General features: G+C 46.2%; 20 protein-coding genes. 17 read left to right on the top strand and 3 right to left on the bottom strand.

Features of this window, described 5'->3' with window-relative positions:
* The first annotated feature begins 407 nt into the window (after window positions 1-407).
* From ASG33_RS04450 to ASG33_RS04465, 4 genes are all read left to right on the top strand, one after another.
* Window positions 408-1,181: a glucose 1-dehydrogenase gene (locus tag ASG33_RS04450; RefSeq protein ID WP_056280810.1), complete on the top strand. Its 774-nt coding sequence runs from the start codon at window positions 408-410 to the stop codon at window positions 1,179-1,181.
* Between the two features lie 129 nt (window positions 1,182-1,310).
* On the top strand, window positions 1,311-2,699 hold the full coding sequence (locus ASG33_RS04455) for an aldehyde dehydrogenase family protein (protein ID WP_056280812.1): 1,389 nt from the start codon (window positions 1,311-1,313) through the stop codon (window positions 2,697-2,699).
* Window positions 2,700-2,704: 5 nt separating this feature from the next.
* Entirely contained in the window at window positions 2,705-3,406 is a 702-nt protein-coding gene (locus tag ASG33_RS04460) for a glutamine amidotransferase-related protein (RefSeq protein WP_056280813.1), read from the top strand.
* A gap of 57 nt (window positions 3,407-3,463) precedes the next feature.
* Window positions 3,464-3,979 carry a phosphoribosyltransferase family protein gene (locus ASG33_RS04465; RefSeq protein WP_056280816.1) on the top strand — a complete coding sequence of 172 codons (516 nt, stop codon included), beginning with the start codon at window positions 3,464-3,466 and terminating at the stop codon, window positions 3,977-3,979.
* A 148-nt stretch (window positions 3,980-4,127) separates the two neighbouring features.
* Here the strand turns inward: ASG33_RS04465 and ASG33_RS04470 are convergent, their stop codons facing one another.
* Together ASG33_RS04470 and ASG33_RS04475 are read right to left on the bottom strand one after the other, a co-directional pair.
* Entirely contained in the window at window positions 4,128-6,074 is a 1,947-nt protein-coding gene (locus ASG33_RS04470; protein WP_056280818.1) for a KUP/HAK/KT family potassium transporter, read from the bottom strand.
* An 86-nt stretch (window positions 6,075-6,160) separates the two neighbouring features.
* Entirely contained in the window at window positions 6,161-7,510 is a 1,350-nt protein-coding gene (locus ASG33_RS04475) for an Nramp family divalent metal transporter (RefSeq protein WP_409012508.1), read from the bottom strand.
* Window positions 7,511-7,664: 154 nt separating this feature from the next.
* On the opposite strand from ASG33_RS04475, the gene ASG33_RS04480 reads away from it, so the two are divergent.
* The 11 genes from ASG33_RS04480 to ASG33_RS04530 all read left to right on the top strand — a co-directional run bounded on the left by ASG33_RS04480 (window position 7,665) and on the right by ASG33_RS04530 (window position 19,507).
* Window positions 7,665-8,327, top strand: coding sequence for a metal-dependent transcriptional regulator (locus tag ASG33_RS04480; RefSeq protein WP_056280822.1), 663 nt, complete (start codon window positions 7,665-7,667; stop codon window positions 8,325-8,327).
* Window positions 8,328-8,340: 13 nt separating this feature from the next.
* Window positions 8,341-9,423: an LptF/LptG family permease gene (locus ASG33_RS04485; RefSeq protein WP_056280824.1), complete on the top strand. Its 1,083-nt coding sequence runs from the start codon at window positions 8,341-8,343 to the stop codon at window positions 9,421-9,423.
* A 2-nt stretch (window positions 9,424-9,425) separates the two neighbouring features.
* Entirely contained in the window at window positions 9,426-10,349 is a 924-nt protein-coding gene (locus tag ASG33_RS04490; protein ID WP_056280826.1) for a DMT family transporter, read from the top strand.
* An 85-nt stretch (window positions 10,350-10,434) separates the two neighbouring features.
* Window positions 10,435-11,385 (top strand): glycosyltransferase family 2 protein, encoded by a 951-nt coding sequence (locus tag ASG33_RS04495; protein WP_056280828.1) that lies wholly within the window; start codon window positions 10,435-10,437, stop codon window positions 11,383-11,385.
* Window positions 11,378-12,814, top strand: a complete 1,437-nt coding sequence (locus tag ASG33_RS04500) for a DUF6056 family protein (protein WP_056280830.1) — start codon at window positions 11,378-11,380, stop codon at window positions 12,812-12,814. The genes ASG33_RS04495 and ASG33_RS04500 overlap by 8 nt, the downstream gene beginning before the upstream one ends.
* A complete protein-coding gene (locus tag ASG33_RS04505) occupies window positions 12,789-14,498 on the top strand; it encodes a hypothetical protein (RefSeq protein WP_056280832.1) in 1,710 nt (569 codons plus the stop codon). The genes ASG33_RS04500 and ASG33_RS04505 overlap by 26 nt, the downstream gene beginning before the upstream one ends.
* A gap of 72 nt (window positions 14,499-14,570) precedes the next feature.
* Entirely contained in the window at window positions 14,571-15,530 is a 960-nt protein-coding gene (locus tag ASG33_RS04510) for a glycosyltransferase family 2 protein (RefSeq protein ID WP_056280834.1), read from the top strand.
* A complete protein-coding gene (locus tag ASG33_RS04515; protein ID WP_056280836.1) occupies window positions 15,520-16,980 on the top strand; it encodes an MBOAT family protein in 1,461 nt (486 codons plus the stop codon). Before ASG33_RS04510 ends, ASG33_RS04515 begins: the two co-directional genes overlap by 11 nt.
* Window positions 16,981-17,071: 91 nt before the next feature.
* The gene (locus tag ASG33_RS04520) at window positions 17,072-17,452 is read left to right on the top strand and encodes a co-chaperone GroES family protein (RefSeq protein ID WP_056280838.1); all 381 of its coding nucleotides are present in this window, start codon (window positions 17,072-17,074) and stop codon (window positions 17,450-17,452) included.
* A 101-nt stretch (window positions 17,453-17,553) separates the two neighbouring features.
* Complete coding sequence (locus ASG33_RS04525) at window positions 17,554-18,576, top strand: aldo/keto reductase (RefSeq protein ID WP_056280840.1); 1,023 nt, start codon at window positions 17,554-17,556, stop codon at window positions 18,574-18,576.
* 1 nt (window position 18,577) lies between these two features.
* On the top strand, window positions 18,578-19,507 hold the full coding sequence (locus ASG33_RS04530; protein WP_056280842.1) for a polysaccharide deacetylase family protein: 930 nt from the start codon (window positions 18,578-18,580) through the stop codon (window positions 19,505-19,507).
* A gap of 62 nt (window positions 19,508-19,569) precedes the next feature.
* Here the strand turns inward: ASG33_RS04530 and ASG33_RS04535 are convergent, their stop codons facing one another.
* The gene (locus tag ASG33_RS04535) at window positions 19,570-19,761 is read right to left on the bottom strand and encodes a cold-shock protein (protein ID WP_031526203.1); all 192 of its coding nucleotides are present in this window, start codon (window positions 19,759-19,761) and stop codon (window positions 19,570-19,572) included.
* A 109-nt stretch (window positions 19,762-19,870) separates the two neighbouring features.
* Here ASG33_RS04535 and ASG33_RS04540 point away from each other — a divergent pair, with 109 nt between their 5' ends.
* Window positions 19,871-20,851 carry a YheT family hydrolase gene (locus ASG33_RS04540; RefSeq protein WP_056280844.1) on the top strand — a complete coding sequence of 327 codons (981 nt, stop codon included), beginning with the start codon at window positions 19,871-19,873 and terminating at the stop codon, window positions 20,849-20,851.
* Between the two features lie 151 nt (window positions 20,852-21,002).
* On the top strand, window positions 21,003-22,910 hold the full coding sequence (serA, locus tag ASG33_RS04545) for a phosphoglycerate dehydrogenase (protein WP_056280846.1): 1,908 nt from the start codon (window positions 21,003-21,005) through the stop codon (window positions 22,908-22,910).
* The last annotated feature ends 8 nt before the right edge of the window (window positions 22,911-22,918 follow it).

A 22,918-nucleotide genomic window follows, 5' to 3' on the forward strand; every position in this document is an offset into this window, starting at 1 on the left:
CGTTGATGTTTTGGGCTCCGGCGGAGCCTCCTAACATGTCAATGCGGGATAGACAGGAGGCTCCGCAGGAGCCTAGGGCTTGATTGTCACGGGGGCTCTTCTATAAACAGGGGGCTCCTCTGGAGCCTCTTAAGACTTGTAGCGGAATATTTTATATAAAGGGGGCTCCTCTGGAGCCTTATTCGACTTTTGGAGAAATGTTTCTGTAAACCCGGTGCTCCACGAGCACTTGCAGCCTCAGAGAGGCTTCCTGTTTATAGAAAACGAATTTGTCGTTGATGTTTTGGGCTCCGCAGGAGCCTCCTGACAACAAACAATATGGAACATACCCAACTTCTACCGCGATCGATATAACATATTTTGCACTCAATTACTTAAAGATTATACATCCATAAATACACAAACCAATGCGTTTAGAAGGTAAAATTGCCCTTATCACAGGCGGAAGCGGCGGAATTGGCCGTGAGACTGCCATTTTGTTTGCCAAAGAGGGTGCCCAGATCGTGGTTACCGATGTAAATGACCAGGCCGGGCAGGAAACTGCCGATGCGATCGTAAGTGCAGGGGGAGAAGCCTTTTTCCTTCATTCCGATGTATCCAAAGCCGCAGACTGCGAGGCGGCAGTGGCTTTCGCAGAAGAGAAATTCGGTAAGCTGAACATTATCTTCAACAACGCGGGGATTATGCACAGTGATGACGACAATGCGGTTACGACAGAGGAATCTGTGTGGGACTTAACGATGAACATCAATGCAAAAGGTGTATTTTTGGGTTGTAAATATGGAATTCCGGCTTTGCAACGCGCAGGCGGGGGATCAATTATTAACACTGCATCTTTTGTCGCCATTCTGGGCGCGGCTACTCCGCAGGTTGCTTACACGGCAAGTAAAGGCGCTGTGCTTGCATTGACCCGCGAGCTGGCGATTATTCACGCACGGGAAAATATCCGCGTGAATGCATTGTGTCCGGGACCGCTTCGTACAGAGCTTTTGATGAAATTTCTGAATACCGAAGAGAAGAAACAGCGCCGCCTCGTACATATCCCGATGGGAAGGTTTGGGGAAGCAAAAGAAATGGCCTACGCCGCATTGTTCCTGGCTTCCGACGAATCCTCATTTGTTACCGGTACTGACTTTCTGGTAGATGGTGGGATCACATCCGCTTACGTAACTCCTGTTTGAAAAAAGGAGGAAAGGGAGGATGGAGGAAGGGGAGGAAGTGAAAAGCTATATACCAGCTATTTTTTCAATTTCTTATCTTTCTTCCATTCTCCATCCTCCCTTTCCTCCGTCCTCCCTTTCTAAAAAAAAATGATTCAAAAAACGATAAGTCCGATTGATGGTTCTGTGTATGTGGAGCGTACATTGGCCGATGATGCTGCTGTTGAAAAGGCCCTGGAAACCGCAGTGGTGGCGCAGAAGTCCTGGCGTAAAACTTCATTGGAACAACGTGCCGCGATTTGTTTGAAAGCGGTTGAATATTTCCTTGATAATGCCGACGAAATTGGATTGGAACTCACCTGGCAAATGGGCCGGCCGATCAGGTACACAGCCAATGAGATCAGAAAAGGTTTTCAGGAACGTGCCAGGTACATGATTGCTGTTGCCGAAACTGCATTAGCTGACGTTGAGGTGGAGCAATTGCCCGGATTTAAAAGATTTATCCGTCGTGATCCGCTGGGTGTCGTGTTTGTGGTGGCGCCTTGGAACTATCCTTACCTCACTTCGGTCAACTCTGTCATTCCGGCAATTATGTCCGGGAATGCGGTGATCCTCAAACATGCGCAGCAAACGCCGCTTTGCGCTGAACGTTATGCAGCCGCATTCGAGTATGCAGGATTACCGGCAGGTGTTTTTCAATTTTTGCATTTAAGTCACACGCAGGTTGCGCAGGTGATTGGGGATAGTCGCATTGACTACGTCGCATTTACCGGGTCGGTTGAAGGCGGACAAGCGGTACAACGCGCTATCAACGAAAGGTTTATCGTAGGCGGACTTGAACTAGGCGGGAAAGATCCTGCCTATGTACGCGCTGATGCAAATCTGGCCGATGCTGTTGAAAACCTGGTCGATGGTTCATTCTTTAACTCCGGCCAATCTTGTTGTGGCATTGAGCGCATTTATGTGCACCAGGATGTATATGATGAATTTGTGAGTGAATTTGTAAAACTGACAAAAACCTACACGCTGGGAAACCCTACTGAGCAGGAAACTACATTGGGGCCAATGGTGCGGACTGCAGCTGCGGACTATGCGCAAAAGCAGGTTGAAGACGCGATCGCGCAGGGAGCTACTCCGCTGATTGATAATAGCTTGTTTTCCTCTCACCAAAAAGGAACACCTTACTTTGCGCCGCAGGTGCTGGTGAATGTGGATCATTCCATGGAGATCATGACAGAGGAAACCTTCGCTCCCGTTGTCGGGATTATGCCGGTAAGTGGTGATGAAGAGGCGATCAGGTTGATGAATGACAGCCAGTACGGACTAACAGCATCTATCTGGACAACCGATATGGATGCCGCGCTGGCGATAGGGGAGCAGGTAGAGACTGGTACCTGGTTTATGAACCGCTGCGACTACCTTGATCCTGCATTGGCGTGGACCGGCGTGAAAAACTCTGGTCGCGGCTGTACATTATCTAAAATCGGCTACGAAGCTTTAACCCGGCCGAAATCATTTCATTTAAAGATCAACAGCTGAGTAAAATGAAAGTTGGCTTGCTGGAATGCGACCACGTCAGGGACGATCTGACGCACATTGCCGGCGACTACCGGCAAATGTTTCCTGCGTTGTTCTCGCAGGTTGCGCCGAATTGGGAGTTTGTTTTCTACGATGTTTGCAATGGAATTTTCCCTGCTTCGGTTCACGAATGCGATCTGTACATTTCCACGGGTTCCAAATCCTCCGTTTACGATCAGGAAGACTGGATATCTCTGTTGAAAGTCTTCATAAATGACCTTTATAGATCGGAGAAAAAGTATGTGGGGATATGCTTTGGACATCAGATGCTTGCGGAGGCACTGAGCGGGAAAGTAGTAAAAGGAAGTCCGGGCTGGTGCGTGGGGGTGCATTCATTTTCATTGATCCAAAATGAAGAATGGATGAAGCCCGAAATGGAAGATTTTAATCTCCTGATGATGTGCCAGGATCAGGTGGTACAAATGCCGCCAAGCAGCACTTTGTTAGCCAAAACAGCCGATTGCCCGGTAGGTATGTTCCAGGTAGGTTCGCATATGCTGGGCATACAGGCACATCCCGAGTTTCCCGTACCTTACAACCGGGCATTGATGGAGCTGCGTGTGGAACGTATCGGGCAGGCGAAAGTGGATGCAGGTATTGCCAGCCTTGCATTACCTACGCATGAATTAACAATTGCAACGTGGATAAAGAATTTTGCGATGCTATGAACTAGCCTGCTCTATGCTTAATTTTACCTGACATTCCTGTTACGAATCCTATTTTCAATGACAAACAGTACCAATAGTCCCCGCCAGATACTAAGCTCTCATCAGACAAATCAGAAAATCAGGAGAATTGCTTTTGAGATTTATGAACATAATTTTGAAGAACCCGGCGTGATCCTGGCGGGAATAGCAGGCGAAGGTTATGCATTTGCCAGTCGCCTCGCTGCTGAACTGTCTGCTATATCCCCATTAAAAATAGATCTGATCGAGCTGCGGTTTGATAAACACCTGCATCACCAAAGCCCCGTTCTTTTTGATAAAGATATTGACATTGAAAACCAGGTAATTATTCTGGTCGACGATGTATTGAATACCGGTCGCACGCTTGCATTTGCATTGGAGCCTTTCCTGAAAGTACCGATGAAAAAGGTTCAGGTAGCCGTGATCGTGGACCGCAGCCATCATTTATTTCCCGTACACGCCGATTACGTAGGTTACTCACTTAGTACCACATTAATGGAGCACGTGGAAGTTGTATTAAGTAAGGAAGGAGAAGAAGGGGTATTTTTGAAATAAGCTTTCGGCTGTCGGCAATCGGCTTTCGGCTTTAAAGTACTTCTAACTTTTGAGGAATTTTTATACTGCTCAGAGTAGATAAAGTGACTTTGCTTTTTCATACAAGCCGACAGCCGACAGCCGACAGCCGACAGCCGACAGCCGACAGCTAAGTATACACTCTCCTCAGCTTCACGTTCTCCACTGGTCTGATAATCAGTGGAACTTTCTCGATTTTTACCGAGCTGCTGTCCAGACCGAACCATTTGTCTTCGGGGGTAGTGAAATCTTTGACAAAGAAGTAGGTTTTCATAACCAGCTGCTCAAATAGCGGCAGGTCGTTTTCGAATGAGAGGAATCTCTCCAGTACAACAAAGCGGAAGTCGCCCGTAATATTCTGCTTACTTAGCGATTCGTAGCGGCTGGTAATGTCCACTTCCTTGTTCATTACCATATCTTCCACCACTTTCCGGAAAAACATGTTGATACGCTGATCAACCCGAAATCCCAGCCTGAAATTGATTTTGATTACATTGTCATTGTTGTCATCGTCGGACAACACCTTGTATTCCATTGTGTACGGATCATCGGTAATATCCACGTGGATAAACCAATATACATCGGCCCTTTTGGGTCTTTTCTGGAAAATGGAGTAGATAACTTTTGTTTCAATTTCCGTAGCACGGGATGCATTGGTCATAAAAACGAGGTGAGTAGTGTATTTAGGGATACTGATATCGCGGCTCAACTCATGCAATGCAGGCAGGTATTTTTCAAGCTTGGTGTATTCAGTAAGCCGGAGCTTAATGTAAAATGCCCTGAGCCAGACGGTCATCAAACCAGCCACTAACGTGCCTATCATAATTGTAAACCAGCCTCCATGCGTAAATTTCAGCAGGTTTGCGCCGAGGAACATTCCCTCAATGAAAAGATACAGCAGCATAAATACGATCACAATCCACATGTTTACTCTCTTGATGTAGAGGTAATAGGAGAAGAGGATCGTGGTCATGATCATGGTAAGCGTGATCGCCAGTCCGTACGCCGCTTCCATATTCGAAGACTGCCGGAAGTACAGCACTACTCCCGTGCAGCCCAGCCACAAAAGCCAGTTGATACTCGGCACGTAAAGCTGGCCTTTCTGGTCACTCGGATAGTTAAGTCTTACTTTTGGCCAAAAATTCAACCTGATCGCCTCGGATATCAATGTAAAGGAACCGGTTATAACGGCCTGGCTCGCGATAATTGCAGCCAGTGTCGCAATTACAACTCCCGGCAACAGCCACCATTCGGGCATGATTTCGTAAAAGGGCTTCCGCGCATTCAGGAGGTTACCCATTTCGGTGATCAGCCAGGCACCCTGCCCAAAGTAGTTGAGCAGCAAGCATATTTTTACAAAAATCCAGCTTACCCGGATATTCTCCCTGCCGCAATGCCCAAGATCGGAATACAATGCTTCTGCACCGGTTGTACAAAGGAAAACGGCGCCGAGTATCCAAAAACCGCCGGGATGTTTGGTGATCAGATCGAAACCGTAAATGGGGTTTACGGCTTTCAGGATCTCGGGGTGTTCCATAATCTGGAATAATCCCAGCACGCCCAGCATAACAAACCAGGTGATCATCAGCGGCCCGAATGCACGGCCCACTACCTTTGTTCCAAAAGCCTGAATGATAAAAATCAGCGTGAGAATGCCGATTACAATGGGTATAGTCTGAATGTTGGGGTAAATCAGCTGCAAACCTTCTACGGCCGAGGATACCGAGATAGGCGGTGTGATAATACCGTCGGCCAGCAGCGTACTGCCCCCGATAATGGCCGGGACAGTGAGCCACTTGGCGTGTTTGCGCACAAGGGCGTACAATGCAAAAATCCCACCCTCGCCTCGGTTATCTGCGCGCAGTATCAGGATTACGTATTTAACGGTAGTTTGAAGTGTGAGCGTCCAGAAAATGCAGGATATTGCTCCGTAGATAATTTCTTCAGTTATCCTTTCATTCAGGATAATGGCCTGCATTACATAGAGCGGCGAGGTGCCGATATCTCCGTAAATAATACCAAATGCAACCAGCACACCAGCCGCTGTTACCTTATCAATTTTGTGCTTTGATTCCATTCATTTTGCTGAAAAAACAGCGAAAGTTAGGAAACGGCTTGCAAAGAAGATATTGTCAAAGTCAAATTTAATTTAGTTACAAAAAATCAACCCAGAAATGTGTTGAAAAGCAGGTATCCATTTAGCAGGATGATGATCAAAGTAATCGCCCAGCTTATTACGGTGAGGATCTTCGAATTTGCAAATTTTCCCATAATGGACGATTTCGAAGTGAAGAAAACCAGTGGTACCACGGCAAAGCTCAGTTGAAGCGAGAGGATTACCTGGCTGAACACGAGCAGTTCGGCGGTACCTCTTTCACCGTAAAGGGAGGATACGATCAGTGCGGGGATAATGGCAATTCCGCGGGTAATCAATCTTCTCAACCAGGGTTTCAGGCGAATGTTAAGAAACCCTTCCATTACAATTTGTCCTGCCAGCGTACCGGTAAGTGTGGAACTCTGCCCGGATGCAAGAAGCGCCAATGCGAAGAAGATACTTGCCAGGCTGACCCCTAAAACCGGGTCAAGCAAATGGTAGGCGTCGGTAATATCAGCTATTTCAAAGTGTCCGTTGGCATGAAATGCAGTGGCCGCGAGGATCAGAATGGAGCCGTTGATGAAAAAAGCAAGACCCAGGGAAACCGTCGAGTCGATCGTAGCGAATTTGATAGCAGAACGTTTGCCGGCTTCGTCCCGCTTGAATGCGCGGGTTTGCACAATACTCGAATGCAGGTATAGGTTGTGCGGCATAACGGTTGCGCCCAAAATCCCGATTGCGATATAAAGCATTCCCGGGTTGGTAACAATCTCGGTTTTAGGGATCAATCCGCCCAGCATGCCCGCCACAGAAGGTTGTGAAACAAACATTTCATACATAAAGCTCAATAAAATAATCCCCATCAAGCCGGCGACAATGCTCTCTATAATTCGAAAACCCTTTTGTTGAAAATACAAAACAAGCAGTACATCCAGTGCAGTGAAGACCACGCCCACAGGCAGCGGCAGACCAAAAAGAAGGTTTAATGCAATGGCTGAGCCGATTACTTCTGCGAGGTCCGTAGCGGCAATGGCGACTTCAGATAATACCCACAGTACAAAGGAAACAGGGCGGGAGTAATAATCCCGGCAAGCCTGGGCAAGGTCCCGGCCCGCCGCAATTCCCAGTTTGAGCGATAAATGCTGTAACAGCATCGCAAAAAGGTTGGAGATCAGGATCACGGAAAGTAATGTATAGCCAAATCTCGAACCGCCTTCAATGTCCGTCGCCCAGTTGCCCGGGTCGATATAGCCCACTGCCACCATCAGGCCGGGGCCGGTAAACGCCATCATTTTTTTCCAGAATCCAGCTCCTTCCGGAACTGCTATACTGGAATGTACCTCTGACAGTGATGCCAGCTGATTCTTATTATCAAGCGCCTCTTTGCGTAGAAATTCTTTCACTTTTAGACCGTCCATCATTTTAGCTGCAACCGAAACAGTAATGAATATTACGAAATCAAATATAAGAAAAATCTCAAAAAAAATTTAGGCTAGGCTAAATTTTTTATTTTCCGCTTTCCAAATCGTACTTTTGCTAATATTCGGATCATAAATCCCTGGTTTCCGCGCAATGCAGAATTCGTTCACAGAAGAAAACTATTTAAAAATCATACACGCGCTTTCCGGCAGGGACGGTGGCGAGGTAAGCACCAATGCGCTTGCCGAAAGCACCGCCACGCGCGCAGCTTCCGTGACAGATATGTTACGTAAACTGGCGGAAAAAGGATTAATCAATTATAAAAAATACCAGGGCGTAACACTCACGGAGCAAGGGGAGAAGGTAGCTATCAAAGTGATCCGCAAGCATAGGTTGTGGGAGGTGTTTCTGGTGGAAAAGCTGGGATTTGGCTGGGACGAAGTGCACGACATTGCCGAGGAGCTGGAACATATTCCATCTGAAATTCTGGTTGAAAAGCTGGACAATTTTCTGGGACATCCGCGCTTTGATCCTCACGGAGATCCGATACCCGACGCCAAAGGGAACTTAACTGAGCCTGATTACAAGGTGCTTACTGATGTTCATGTGGGAGAAAAGGTACGTATGATGGGTGTACTGGACCACGCGCCTTCGTTCCTGCAGCACCTGGACCGTTCGGGGATCAAGCTTGGATCTGTAATAGAGGTAAAAGAAATTAATGAGTACGACAAGTCTGCTTCTGTACAAATAGACGGCGGGCAATCGTTGTTTATCAGTCTCGAAGTATCAAAAAACCTATTGGTACAACGCCGATGAGACACTGCCAGCCATGAGATTTAAAATTCTGGATCGTTACCTGATCAAAAACTTCCTGATCACCTACGTTTTCGTAGCGTTTGTCATCGTGCTTATTATCTGCATGATCGATTACACGGAGAAGGTCGACGATTTCCTGGAAAAAAAGGCCCCACTCAGGGAGATCCTGATCGATTACTACCTCAACCTGATACCTTACTGGATCAATTACATCAGTCCGCTGATGGTATTTATAGCCACGGTATTCTTCACGTCGCGCATTGCAGCGCGGACTGAGATCATTGCTATTCTGAGCAGCGGGATCAGTTTCGGGAGAATGCTGCTGCCTTACATGGTGGGAGCGATGATCCTGGGAGTTGTTACCTTTTTACAGGTGGGCTGGATTTTGCCAAAAGCTAATAAAATCAGGAATAGCTTTGAGAAAACGTATGTAAAAGACCAGTTTTATTTCAGCGGGCACAATGTGCATATTACCATTGCACCCGACGTGTATGCCTATCTTGAAAGCTACAATAACAGCAGCAAGACAGGCAATAAGTTCACAATGGAGACCATTAAGGGTAACCAGCTTGTCCAGAAGTTTTATGCCGATAAGATCGTGTGGCAGCCCAAAAAGGGTAAGTGGACAATGCAGAACTACCAGGTACGGACGCTGGACAGCCTGGGTGAAAAGCTGAGCCAGGGAATGGAGATAGACACGGCGATCAACCTGTCGCCCAAAGACTTTGAAAGCGATTATAACCTTTTTGAAACATTTACATTACCTGAGCTGAATGCGCATATCGACTTGCTGAAAAGCCGGGGCTCGGACGGACTTGAAGTTTACCTGATCGAAAAATACATTCGTTTTACGCAGCCTTTCGCCATTCTGATCCTCACAGCGATCGGTGTTATTGTTTCGGCGCGGAAGAGCAGGCGAGGGGTTGGCTGGCAGATCGCGCTCGGCTTTATGCTTGCATTTATTTATATACTCTTCTTTCTTTTATCAAAAGGCGTGGCTGAGGCGGGTACCATTAATACGCTGTTCGCTGTTTGGCTGCCAAATATCGTTTTCTCGTGCATCGGAGTGATTTTATATAAAACATTGCCGAGATAAGTATGTTTACATCTGCCACGCTGCGCTCTTATTTGCACCTGCATTTCCTGGTACTAATCTGGGGATTTACCGCGATTGTAGGTCTGCTGGTCACTATTTCACCTATCGCACTCGTTTTTTACCGGACACTTTTCGCCTGTCTGGGGTTAGGGATTATCATTTTATTTAAACAAAAGCGCTTCCGGACAAATCCTGCAGACTTGCTGCGGATGTTTGGGGTAGGGTTTATTTTATCGGCACATTGGATGCTGTTTTTTGCTTCTGCCCGCGTTTCCACAGCTTCGGTATGTCTGGCCGGAATGGCTACGACCTCTTTGTGGACCAGCATCATAGAGCCTCTGGTGAACAAAAAAAGCATCCGGCCGCTGGAAGTAGGATTGGGGATTCTGGCTTTTGCGGGATTGTATGTGGTATTCCGGTTCGAGTTCGATCACGCGCTCGGGTTAATGCTTGCGCTGGCTTCTGCGCTTCTTGCTGCCATGTTTACAGTGGCCAACAGCCGGCTGGTACAGCGCATTGATGCTTATGTGATTACTTTTTACGAGATGGCAGGTGCGACCTTCTTTTCATTGTTGTCGCTGTTTGTTGCAAAAACATTTCACTGGACCGGCGATGCGCCTTACCGACCTGAATCGGGTGACTGGATCTGGATTTTGTTCCTTGCCTGGATTTGCACAGTTTATGCAAGTACCATGGCCACACAGCTGATGAAGCAGTTTTCGGCTTACCTCATCAACCTGACTATCAACCTGGAACCGGTTTACGGAATTGCACTGGCGTTTCTGTTTTTTGGTGAAAAGGAAAGAATGACGACCGCATTTTACTGGGGTACCCTGCTGATTTTGCTGGCTGTATTGCTGTATCCGCTGCTCTCAGGAAGTGTTCTGGACAAAGGCAGCCGGAAGATAAGTGAGGTCAACAAATGAATGATTATAAACGCCCCTGTCCGCGGGAAAGAAGCATATTAACTTATTACTGCTATTTTTGTCGATTCAATCCACACGGTAATATATGAATCCAGCACGACTACTTTTAGTAATACCATGTTACAATGAGGAAGCTATTCTGAATCTTACCTACTCCAAACTGAACATTTATTACAATAGTATCAAGCAGCAGGGCCTTATTGCCGAAGACAGCCGGATCTGTTTTGTCAATGATGGCAGCCGCGACCGAACCTGGAAAATCATTGAAGAGCTCTGTCAGTCAGATCCCGATGTGATTGGTGTTGGATTATCAAGGAATTTCGGCCACCAGAGTGCTATAATGGCTGGCTTGGAGCAACATGTGGACCAATTTGATTGCTTTATCACCATCGACGCCGACTTGCAGGATGATATCAATGCGATTACCGGCATGATAGAAAGGCACCGCGAAGGCGCAATGGTCGTTTACGGTGTGAGGAGCGATCGCAGTTCAGACAGCTGGTTCAAGCGTGTTACTGCTGAAAAATTCTATCTCTTAATGCAGAAAATGGGGGTTCCGGTCATCTTCAATCATGCGGATTTCCGTTTGATGGACCGCAGGGTTTTGCAGGAGCTGGGTAATTTTAAAGAAATCAACCTGTTCCTCAGGGGCATTGTTCCTCTGATCGGTTTCAGAAACGATAAAGTATATTACAGCAGGCTGGAACGCGAAGCTGGCGAGACCAAATATCCCCTGAGCAAAATGCTGCTTTTTGCGTGGAATGGAATTACTTCTTTTTCCACATTCCCAATGCGGCTGGTACTTTACTTCGGGCTTTTCAACTTTCTGATCGCGATGCTCATCGTGGTTTATATCCTCTTTTCCTTCCTGATCGGGCATACCGTGCCGGGCTGGACATCGACGATGCTGCCGCTTACCTTTTTCAGCGGGTTCAATATGATGGCGCTGGGACTGATTGGCGAGTACATTGGAAAGATCTACGAAGAAGTAAAAGGCCGCCCGAGATACATTATTGAAAAAACTGTCAATGAATAGATTTTATAGAAAATACAGGACTGTTGGCAACTGGATCAACATTGCATTGCTGATCGCAGTGCTGCTTCCGCTGCTTGTGCTCTCATATTACAACCATCCCTCAGCAGCTGACGATTATTGCTACATTGATACCGTGCAAAAAGTGGGCTGGTTTGGTGCAATGAAGTTGTACTACACCACCTGGACGGGCCGCTATTTCGGTGTCCTGCTCAATCACAGCAATCCGTTGCTCTTTCACTCTATTACCGGTTTCAAGATATTGCCGGCGGTTCTGTTGGGCGGGACGATCTTTGCATTATACAGCTTGTTCCGGCATTTAACGCCTACTTTGTCGAGAGTCGCGCATTTGGGTTTTGCAGGCGCTGTCTTCTTCTTGTTTATACTGAAAATGGCCAGCCTTGCCGAAGGTTTTTACTGGATGGCGGCATTTGTAACTTACACGATCCCCAATATGCTGACGCTGTTCTGGATTGTGCTTGTGCTCAGATGGTACCGGCAGGATACGCAATCGGCAAGGATACTGGTCGGCGTACTGGCAGGTTTTCTCGTGTTTGCAGCAATCGGTTGCAGCGAGCAAAACATGCTGACAATGGTATTGCTGGTAGGGGCCTGGTGGGTTTACCGGCTTATTTACCACCGGAAAGTGGACGCATTTATGATTTCAATGCTGGTTGTTACGGCATTATCCTGCTACGCACTGCTCGGCTCGCCGGGTAACCAGGCAAGGATTGGCGGTAACCCGCTGGGTGGTAACATTCCATTCTCGGTGGTTTCAACGATCAAAAAACTGGCGGTACTTGGCTACGAATGGATCTTTACAACTCCATTGGTATTTTTCACGGCCGTCTGGCTGGTAGTTATGTCGCGGCTGTCTGAGGGAGCACGCAACTATTTCTCAATCCCGATCTGGTACGCAGTACTGCTTTTCATTGGCGTACTTTCTGCGCAACTTTTTCCGTCCTATTACGGAGTGGGTATTGAGCCTACGCATAGGGTTGTAAACAGCGCGTATTTCTTTTTCCTGATTGGCTGGTTCTATGTTTTTGGTGTGGTCTTCCATTATTTTAAGCAACATCGGTTTGCGGTTTTCCAGTTTACCGTCGCCCGTTTTGTAGGACTTTACGTAATACTGCTGGCATCCACTGCGCTTTCTTTTTACCGGAGCGGCAATGTAAAGCTGATTTATTCAGATTGGCTCAGAGGTACTGCTGCTGCTTATGATCAGGAAATGTATGCGAGATACGAAATCCTGAAAAACAGCAAAGAGGAAGTCACATATCTTCCGCCGATCCGTTCCAAAGCATTCTCGATTTATGTAGAGGACGATCTTACCTCCAATCAAAATCACTGGTGGAACAAATGTATGGCGGGCTATTATGGCAAAGGTGCCATCATTTTGAAGGATGTTTCAGGTGAACAAAACAAATAAGCTTTTTCCGGTTACCGTCGCGCTTGTCCCCATTCTTATCTGGGTATTTGTGATATTATACTACTCGGTGGACCTGCCCTGGCTCGACGATTTCGATCCATTTCCCGATTTCCTGCACAAATGGATCGGGGCTTCATCGGCATCGGGCCAACTCAGACTGCTCTTTCAGCCTAATAACGAGCATAGAATGGTGGTAGGCAAGCTGGTCACGCTGGCTTATTATTGGGTTACCGGAAAGCTCAATTTTACATTCCTGCACATTGCGGGAGCGTGTTTCACATTAGGTACATTATTCATTTTCTGGCGGGTGTTCCGGCAGACGAAGTTGAATATCTGGTACTTTCTGCCCATTCCCTTCCTGTTGTTCCAGCTGCAATATCACCTGGTTTTCCTTTGGGCAATATGCAGCCTGCAGCATCAGCCCGTGGTACTGTTCGTTTGCTTGTCAATGTACTTGCTTGCCAATAAGCGCTTTACCCTGGCCGCATTGTCCGGGCTTTGTGCGACTTATGCAATGAGCAGCGGTATTTTTGTCTGGCCGGCCGGACTAATGGTCTTGTTGTTGAGCGGGCGCTACAAGCAGCTTGCGATCTGGTGTTTGATCGCCGTGGCTGGTGTGAGCCTGTACTTCTATGGCATGTCGGCCCAGGGAAATGAGTCGAGCTTTGAGTTCTTTGCCAAATACCCGCACCTGTCTTTCCTTGGCTTTTTTGCCTTTCTGGGCGGTTTGTTCGACCTGTTTCCTGAAAAGCGCATTGAAGTACGCACTGCCTTGCCAATCTTAATGAGCTTTCTCATCATGATCTGGATAGTGCGCTGGTTATGGCAATTGTTCTCGGAATGGACAGTCAGAGCATTCGGCTGGCCTGGCAGAACAAGTTCGAAATCAGTCAAAAGCGATGAGCATGAATACAGTCCGGTGCAGATGTTCTTGCTGGGCGTTATTACATTCCTGCTAGTTAATGCGATTATCATCGGGTTGTTGCGGCCTCGTTTCGGGTTTTTCGTAATGGTAGTGAGCAACTACAAAATGTATCCTGCGCTATTCCTGGTTGCAGCTTACCTGACATTCATTACCTCGAACCTGGCAGAAACAAGTCGTAAGCTTTTGTTCAGAGCTGCATTGGGTGTAAGTATGCTGATTTGGATCGTTTCGGCGATCAACTATCTCCCTGTTATCTCGGAGCGGTCAAAGTACCTGACGATCAATGGATACAATCAGGAATTTAACGGGTTCGGACTTGGTCACGTACCATTTTCGGCGGGTGCTGCCTATGTGGATAGTCTGATGAAGGGAATGGTTGAAATGGGAGTGTACCAATATCCGGAAGGAGGAAAGGCGATCGCACAGCGGGTGGATGCACTTGATGCAAAACCGGCTTATTCCAATATTTTGGTAAAAGAAGAAGGCAGCCAGATTTATATCAATGATCCCGCCGGTTCGATTACACTATCCAAAGACAAAGGAGAATATGTGTTTTTGAAAAATCCGGAAAGAACTTACCTCTTCAAAATGGAGCCCAGGAAATATGCAGGGAGAAATATTTTCCGGCAATACGAAAAGGGTGCTGATATTGCCATTCCTAATTCTGCTATGCTTCCCGGATCTTACAATGTAGGAATTATCAGGACCGGCAATCCTGTTCCCGAAGGAGGCATTCTTCGAAAAATCATAATCCCTTAGCTCATACATTTTTTCGATAATAGCCCGAAAGGTGTATTTTTGCCAATATTGGTCATTGAAAATCCCTGAATATTGAAAACTCCTCAGATATCCATTGTAGCGCCGTTATATAATGAATCCGAGTCACTCCCGCTACTGGTGCAGCGGATCAATGCATTGATGGATTCAAGTCCCCTGGCGATTGAAGTAGTGTTGATAGATGATGGAAGTAAGGATGATACTGCATTAAAAATCAAGCAGGTAGCATTAATGGACGAACGTTACCACGGTGTGTTTCTGTCCCGGAACCACGGTCACCAGCTTGCATTAACTGCGGGTATCTCTGCCGCAAAAGGAACGGAGGCGCTTTTCGTGATCGACGGTGACTTGCAGGACCCGCCAGAACTCTTACCTGAGTTTTACAAGCTGCTCAAAGAAGGAAATGACGTTGTTTATGCAGTCAGGAAGAAGCGAAAGGAAGGTTTTATCAAACGGACAGGTTATCATTTGTTTTATCGCATTTTACGCTCTATTTCCTATGTGGATATCCCATTGGATAGCGGCGATTTTGCATTGGTTAGCCGCCGCGTGATCGATGTAATGAACAAAATGCCCGAAGAAAGCCGCTACCTCCGCGGAATGCGTTCCTGGATCGGGTTTAAGCAAACCGGTTACGAGTATGAAAGAGATGCACGGGTTGCCGGAGAATCTAAATATTCATTTAAACAGCTTTTCCGGCTTGCGTATAACGGGATCTTCAATTTCAGCGAATTCCCGATCAAGTTCATGAGCCGGGCGGGCATTGCGGCGATCATGATTTCTCTGGCTTACTTTTTAGTTGTAGTGGCCAAAAAGTTGTTTTTTGCCCACGTAATCGAAGGTTTTACTTCATTACTTTTCGTCATTATTCTATTTAGCGGAGTGCAGTTGCTGGCGCTTGGCATAATCGGGGAATATGTGCTCCGGATATTTTTTCAATCCAAAAACAGGCCTTTGTTCATTATCAAAGAAGAGATAGTCAACAGAGAGTACATTTCGCCCGATGCTGTTTAATACAATTCAGTTCCTGATTTTCTTCCTGGTTGTTACGCTGGCATATTTCAGTTTGTCCTGGCGTGGCCGCTGGATCCTGTTGCTTGCTGCGAGCTGTTATTTTTACATGGTTTTCAAGCCGGTATTCATATTGATCTTGTTTGGAACCATTGTAATTGACTACTATGCAGGTATTTGGATCGAGAAGTCGCAAGACCCGCGACAGAAAAAATGGCTTCTGATTATCAGCCTCATTTCCAATATCGGCATTCTTGCCTTTTTTAAATACTACGATTTTTTACAGGATTCTATCAACGGACTCCTCGCGAGCGCCGACCTGCGGCCACTCGTGCCGCCCTTGACGCGCCTCATTCCCGCTCAATTTGCTCAGTGGATTACGACAGGCTCAGGTAAGATTTTACTGCCGATCGGTTTGTCGTTCCACACATTTCAGGCAATGAGCTACACCATTGAAGTGTATCGCGGGCATCAGAAGGCAGAGCGCCACTTCGGGATCTATGCACTTTATGTGATGTTTTACCCTCAGCTTGTCGCGGGGCCTATTGAGCGGCCGCAGAATATGCTTTTCCAGTTCCATTCATATTTCAAATATGATTTTGAGCAGGTAAAAGAAGGGTTAATGCAAATGGCATTCGGGCTTTTCAAGAAGATCGTAATCGCCGACAGGCTCTCGATGTTTGTCGATTACGCCTACGATCCCGGCAGTGAACAAAACGGACTTACCCTCCTTACGGCCACTGTTTTTTACTCCTTCCAGATCTACTGCGACTTCTCAGGTTACTCGGATATGGCGATAGGCGCGGCGCGTGTGATGGGATTTACGTTGATGGACAACTTCAAAGCGCCTTATGAAGCCAGGTCTATTAAGGAGTTCTGGGGGCGCTGGCACATTTCACTTTCCACCTGGTTCAGGGATTACTTGTATATCCCGCTTGGAGGAAATAGGAACGGGGAATTTGCCCGATATCGGAATCAGATGATCGTTTTCCTGGTAAGCGGGTTGTGGCATGGTACGAGCTGGAGTTTTGTGATTTGGGGCGGGTTACACGGTTTTTATCAGGTCGCAGCTTCTCTGCGGGATAAGTGGCTTGAAAAAGCCGGTATCCGCTTTCCCGACAATGCATTAACCAGGATAATCAACCTGATTGTGACCTTTTTACTGGTTTCGCTAACCTGGGTATTCTTCCGTAACTCGATCAGCCGCTCCATCGAAATATTGAAAGGGATAGGGAACCTGTCTTTCTCCGACAAAATCATGTCACCGCTGAATGCATTTGAAATGTGGTTCTGCGTATTCCTGATCGCATTTTTGCTGATTAAGGAGCATTATTTTGAAAAAATACCGACCAGAAATACGGTAGCCTTTTTCATCCTGTTTCCCTTACTTGCATTCCTCACTTACATACTCTGTGTAGTTACTGAAAAGCAGTTTATCTATTTCCAGTTTTAAAAAGGAAGTATTGGGTAAACAATTGCTTTCAAATATTTGTTAGTTCATCTCGAAGGGCAGTTTCACGTCCATATTCTATTTTGTTTTAAAAATGTACGAAGTAACATCTGACAACCGATTGAAAAGTCTAATTGTTGTTGGTGACAGGGTTTTGATCCGTCCCAAAAGTCCAAGTGACAGAACAAACAGTGGCTTATACCTTCCGCCGACCGTCACTGAAAGAGAGCAGGTGCAAACAGGCTACGTGATCAAAGTCGGCCCGGGCTATCCCATTCCGGTGGCAGTAGAGGAAGAGCCATGGAAGGAAACAGAGGAAAAAGTGAAATACATGCCGCTGCAATCCAGGGAAGGCGATCTCGCGATTTACCTGCAACGGAATGCGATCGAACTGGAATACGACGGCGAAAAGTACGTTATCGTGCCCCAATCCTCCATCCTGATGCTTGAACGCTCGGAGGATTTGTTTGATTAGAGTTTATGAGTTTAGAGTTTGAAGTTTATGAGTGTAAATCTCAATTTAAAACTCTCCAACTCTAAGCTCATGAACTAATAGACTCATAAACTTATAAACTCATGAAATACAAATTTCTAAGCAATACCGGAGTGCTGGTTTCAGAGCTTTGTTTTGGGACGATGACATTTGGTGGAGAAGGATATTGGGAGGCAATTGGCCGACTGCAGCAGGAAGAAGGGACCGCGCTTGTTAAAACTGCTTTTGACAGCGGGATCAATTTCTTTGATACTGCCAATGTATATTCTTATGGTAAGTCCGAGATCATTTTAGGTCAGGCGCTGAAAGACCTGGGCATTAAGCGCAATGAAGTGGTAATTGCTACCAAAGTCCGCGGCAGAATGGCGCCTGGCGCAAACCAGATCGGTTTGTCGAGATTGCATATCATGGATTCTGTAAATGAAAGTCTTGAAAGGTTAGGAACTGACCACATTGACCTGTTTTATGTCCACGGTGTGGATGTCGAAACTTCACTGGAAGAGACGATGCGGGGACTGGAAGACATTGTGCGGTCAGGTAAGGTGCGGTATCTGGGCGTAAGTAACCACGCGGCCTGGCAAATTATGAAAGCAAATGGGATTGCTGAGAAAAACGGCTGGACCAAATTCGTGGCTTGTCAGCATTATTATACAATTGCCGGTCGCGACCTGGAAAGGGAACTGGTACCTATGATGAAAGACCAGAACCTTGCATTAATGCCGTGGAGCCCGCTTGCAGGAGGATTTTTGTCAGGCAAATACACGCGTGATAACCAGTCTACCGGAGATAACCGGCGCGACAGTTTTGATTTTCCGCCTATTGATAAAGAGAAAGCATACGATATTATAGATGTTATTCAGCCCATTGCCGAAGCCCATTCCGTTTCGGTGGCGCAAATTGCATTGTCCTGGCTCTTGCATCAGCAAAGTGTAACGAGCGTTATTATTGGGGCGAAAAAGCCTGATCAGCTGAAAGAAAACATTGCTGCAACTTCTGTGGTACTTACTTCGGAAGACCTCGAAAAGCTGAATGCGATCAGTGCATTGAAAACAGAATATCCGCAGTGGATGTTTGAGCGTCAGGGCAGAGACAGGATACCGGGCTGATATGTTCAACAACATAATTACTATCCTTGCTCTATTGCTTTTTGGGAATGCCGCTCAGGCGCAGAAAAGCGTTGCGATCACCATTGATGATGTGCCTAATGTGCAGATTGTAGAACGCGATGGAGGTTCTCGCTTGCTGAAAAGACTGGATTCACTGCATATCCCTGTCGCCATTTTTATTAATGAGGCAAATTTGCTGAAAACCGGCCATGCAAAACAAAATCAGCAATTGTTGAAAAGTTGGCTTGTCAGCGATTTTATCACCCCTGGCAATCACACCTATTCGCATCCTAATTATGGCGAAGCAGGTTTCAATGCATTCAGCGAGGATGTGATCAAAGGAGAAAAACTGACGCGCAAGATTTTGGCGGGTACCGGCAAAAAGCTGAGTTACTTTCGCTTTCCTTTTAATGCAATGGGGAAGGATAGTCTGGCGCATTTGCAAATGCAACAGTTTCTGGTGCAAAAAGGGTATAGATTAACACCATTCACGGTGGAGAGTGAAGACTGGCTATACAACGAGCTGTACGAAAAAGCTTTGCGCAAAGGAAATAGTGCACTAGCCGATTCGATTGCAGATCAATATATTACGATGAGCTTGAAGCTGTTCAGCTATATCGACAGCATTTCAGTCGCTATGTTCGGGAAAGAAGTCAGGCATATTTATCTCTGCCACGATAACCGGCTAAATACAGATTATCTGCCGGTATTGATTCAGAAATTAAAGGATAACAGGTACCAACTGGTCAGCTTGGACGAGGCGATGGAAGATCCTGCCTATAGATCCATTGATTATTACCATGGAAATGCAGGGTTTTCGTGGCTTTACCGGTGGATGAAGCATGCAGATAAACGAAAGGCAGCAATGCGCGCGGAACCTCTCAATCCAGGCATACAGCGGGCTTACGACGAAATGAAAAAGTCGGAATAGGCTAAAAACAAAAAAAGCATGCAGTGAATGCATGCTTTCGAAATGTCTTAGTATGACTAAACTTAGATAACGCGAACGTTAACTGCGTTTAGACCTTTTCTTCCATTTTCCACGTCGTAAGACACTTTGTCGTTTTCACGGATATCGTCTTGAAGACCTGAAACGTGAACGAAAATGTCTTTTTCACCTGATGCTGGTTGGATGAATCCAAATCCTTTGGAATCATTGAAAAACTTAACTGTACCTTCTGCCATTAGAATTGATCTTATATTTTTAAAAATCAAATGTATATAGAAAAAATATATAAACAAGATTAAAATTTAATTTGCTTAGAATTATTCTTAATAATTTAACAAAAAATGAATGTCTGTAATTGACGTCAACAGCCTGATTTCACCTTTTTGGTTACCTAACGGGCACTTTCAGAGCATATATCCGGCATTGTTCCGGAAAGTGAAAGGAGTAAAATATTTCCGCGAAAAAATTGTAACTCCGGACGAAGATTTCCTGAATCTCGACTGGTCCGGCGCAAATAGTAACCGATCGGACACGCTTGTGATACTTACCCACGGGCTCGAAGGGGATAGTTCCAGGCAATATATGCTGGGCCTGATCAAGCTTTTAAATAAAAACGGTTTAGACTGCCTGGGATGGAATTTCCGTAGCTGCGGAGGTGAAATGAATAATGCTTTGCGGTTTTATCACAGCGGGGCAACCGACGACCTGGATCTGGTAGTACAGCATGCATTGCTGAGCGGATACGAGAATATCTACCTCGCCGGGTTTAGCCTCGGTGGTAACCTCACACTTAAATATCTGGGTGAATACGCCGCGCAACTGGACAGCAGGATCAAAAAGGCATTGGTTTTTAGCGTGCCGATGGATTTGAAAGCATGTAGTCTGGCGATTATCAAGCCCGAGAACAGGGTATATATGCAGCGGTTCCTAAACACACTCAGTCCGAAAGTTGCGGCGAAAGCAGCGTTGTATCCCGACCATATTTCGATTTCTGATTATAAGCACGTAAAAACGCTTTACGACTTTGATCACATTTATACAGCTCCGTTGCACGGGTTCAAAGGCGCAGATGATTATTATGCGCAATGCAGCTCCATGCATTTCCTGAAAAATATTCGTGTGCTGACCCAGATTATCAATGCAAAAAATGATCCGATAGTCCCGTTTGCGAGTCTGCCGCTGGACGAATTACGGATACATAATCACGTTTCGCTGATCGCAAGCAGTGAGGGCGGACACTGTGGATTCAGGCCTGCGCGGCTGGTTGATGAGTTCTATTGGTCGGAAAAGCGGGCTCTGGAGTTCTTCCTGGCAGAAAACGGGTGAGTGAACCGGCGACGCACGCGTCCTAAATTTTAAACTGTTCGAATCATTATTTTGTTAGCGTCATATCTAATATGATTCGTAATTTTGCCGCCCGGATCCTTAGATAGGTATTTCTTTTTGACCCGATTATTATTCAGTTATTCCCTGCTTCATGTCCACATTAACACTCAATCCGTTACCGTACATTATCATTGATTTCGACAGTACTTTTACCAAAGTAGAAGGCCTCGACGAACTTGCAGCGATCGCATTGAACGGGCATCCTGAAAAAGATCAGGTTGTTCAGAAGATCACCGATCTCACGAACAAAGGAATGAATGGCGAAATGTCGTTTGCAGAAGGACTTCGTCAGCGCATTGCATTGCTGAAAGCCAATCGCTCGCACATCGGTGAGCTGGTTAACCTGCTCAGGACCAAGGTTTCGGATTCTTTTAAACGGAATGCGCACTTTTTGACTGAAAATACGGATCAGATTTATATCGTTTCAAGCGGGTTCAAGGAGTTTATCGTTCCTGTTGCTACTGAGCTGGGTATCCGTGCGGACCATGTTTATGCCAATGAGTTTGTGTTTGATGAAGAAGGTAATATCATTGGAATAGATGAAGAGAATGAGCTATCGACTGACGGAGGGAAAATCAAGGTATTAACTGCATTGAATTTACCGGGCGACGTGTACGCGATCGGCGATGGTTATACAGACTACGAATTGAAAGCATCCGGGCTTGCGAACCGCTTTTACGCATTTACCGAAAATATAGAACGGCCGCGGGTCACCGCAGTAGCCGATCACATTGCGACTTCGTTTGACGATTTCCTTTATGATAACAAGCTGAGCAGAAGCCAGTCTTATCCAAAAAGCCGCATTAAAGTATTGTTGCTGGAAAACGTGCACCCGGCTGCATTACGCGCTTTTAAAGAAGAAGGTTTTAGTGTAGAATTCGTCAAAGGCGCATTGGATGAAGATGAGCTTTGCGAGCGGATCAAAGATGTTTCTATTATAGGTATCCGGTCTAAAACCAATATCACGAAACGCGTTCTTGAAAATGCCAACCGCTTGATGGCGATCGGCGCATTTTGTATCGGTACCAACCAGATTGACCTGGAAGAGGCTGCGAAAAAAGGAATAGCTGTTTTTAACGCGCCTTACAGCAATACGCGCTCGGTAGTGGAGCTGGCTGTTGGTGAAATGATCCTGCTGATTCGGAATATAGTTGGCAAAAGCAACCAGCTGCACCAGGGGATCTGGGACAAATCTGCGAATGGAAGTTTTGAAATCCGTGGGAAAAAGCTCGGGATGGTCGGTTACGGAAGTATCGGAACACAACTTTCGGTAGTAGCCGAGGCGCTGGGGATGGAGGTTTACTTCTATGATGAAGTGGAGAAGCTTTCAATTGGTAATGCCAAAAAATTGAATTCACTGGAAGAACTGCTTTCCATTGCGGACGTGATCAGTATGCACGTTGACGGACGGAAAGAAAATACCAATCTGATCGGCAAGCGTGAATTCGATCTGATGAAAAATGGAGTCATTTTTCTGAACCTTTCACGGGGCCACGTGGTCGATATTCAGGCTTTGGCTGATGCTGTAAAAAGCGGAAAAGTTGCCGGAGCGGGTGTCGACGTTTTTCCAAAAGAGCCTAAAACCAATGATGAGCTTTTCGAGAGCGAGTTACTTGGTTTGCCCAATGTGATCCTGACACCGCATATCGGAGGAAGTACAGAAGAAGCCCAGGAGAATATCGGCCATTTTGTTCCTTCAAAGCTGCTTGAATTCATGAATAACGGCAGCTCTTACGGTAGTGTTAATTTCCCGGAAGTACAGTTGCCCAAGTTGAAAGACTCACACCGGCTGCTGCATATCCACGCAAACGTACCGGGTGTTCTGGCCAAGCTGAACCATATTTTTGGTAAAAACAATATCAACATCACCGGCCAGTACCTCAAAACCAATGAGCATATCGGATATGTTATTGTGGATATCGAAAAGGGATATACAGAGGAATTTATTCAGGAAGTTAAAGAGCTGGAAGGTACAATCCGGTTCCGCATGCTTTACTAATTAAAGCG

The sequence above is a fragment of the Dyadobacter sp. Leaf189 genome (assembly GCF_001424405.1).
In the GTDB taxonomy this organism is placed as follows: Bacteria; Bacteroidota; Bacteroidia; order Cytophagales; family Spirosomataceae; genus Dyadobacter.